General features: G+C 46.1%; 1 protein-coding gene. It reads left to right on the forward strand.

The window, feature by feature from the left end; all coding sequences use genetic code 11:
* On the forward strand, nt 1–903 hold a 903-nt coding region (locus tag PAE54_RS12420), incomplete at its 5' end, for an IS3 family transposase (protein WP_326519663.1).
* Nucleotides 904–931 lie beyond the last annotated feature (28 nt).

The raw sequence follows: 931 nt of genomic DNA on the forward strand, positions 1-931 counted from the left end.
AGAGATTGCTCAGGCAAAAAAGTACATATCGCACATGCCCTTATTACCGCCCGACGATACCCAACACAACAAATAGCCCTGACCTTAGGGGTATCGAGATCAAATCTCTATCGGCGACTGAAGCAGCCAGAAGCTGCTTCTCGTTTACGATACTGTAAGGCTGATGATATGGTTTTATTACCTATCATTCGGGAGATTTGTGATCAACGGCCGAGTAACGGATATCGGCGTGTGACCGCACATTTAAACCGTTATTTGAAGCAGCATGTGATGAAACTTGCCCGGGTCAACCCTAAACGTATCTACCGGATTATGAAGCAGAATCAGTTGCTTCTCACACGGGCCGAGTCATTAAAGAATGACCGGACGCATGATGGTCAAGTTGAAGTATCCACTTCAAACAGCCGCTGGTGTTCGGATGGCTTTGAAATCAAGTGCTGGAATGGTGAAAAAGTGCGGGTAATCTTTAGCCTGGATTGTTGTGATCGGGAAGTCATGAGTTATCTTGCAACCACCACGGGCATCAGTAGTGACATGGTGTGTGATGTACTTGTACAGAGCATGGAAAAACGCTTTGGTGCGGTCGGTTATTTGCCTCAGCCCGTTGAATGGCTGACAGATAATGGCAGTTGTTATATTGCGAAATCGACCCGGCAATTTGCGCATGCGCTTGGCTTTCGGATCTGTACCACACCGATTAGAAGTCCACAGAGCAACGGGATGGCGGAAGCATTTGTGAAGACATTTAAACGGGATTACGTTTATTTGAATGATGTGCCTGATGCTGCAACCGTGCTGAACGCTTTGCCGCTATGGATAGAAGATTACAATTGCAATCATCCGCATAGTGGATTAAAAATGAAATCCCCTCGGGAATTTCTATCGCTAAAATTAGCGAGTTAACTGTCCGTTTTTACGGGGGCTAATACAC

Origin of the sequence: Acinetobacter minutum (genome assembly GCF_035916735.1) — a bacterium.
Lineage (GTDB): Bacteria > Pseudomonadota > Gammaproteobacteria > Pseudomonadales > Moraxellaceae > Acinetobacter.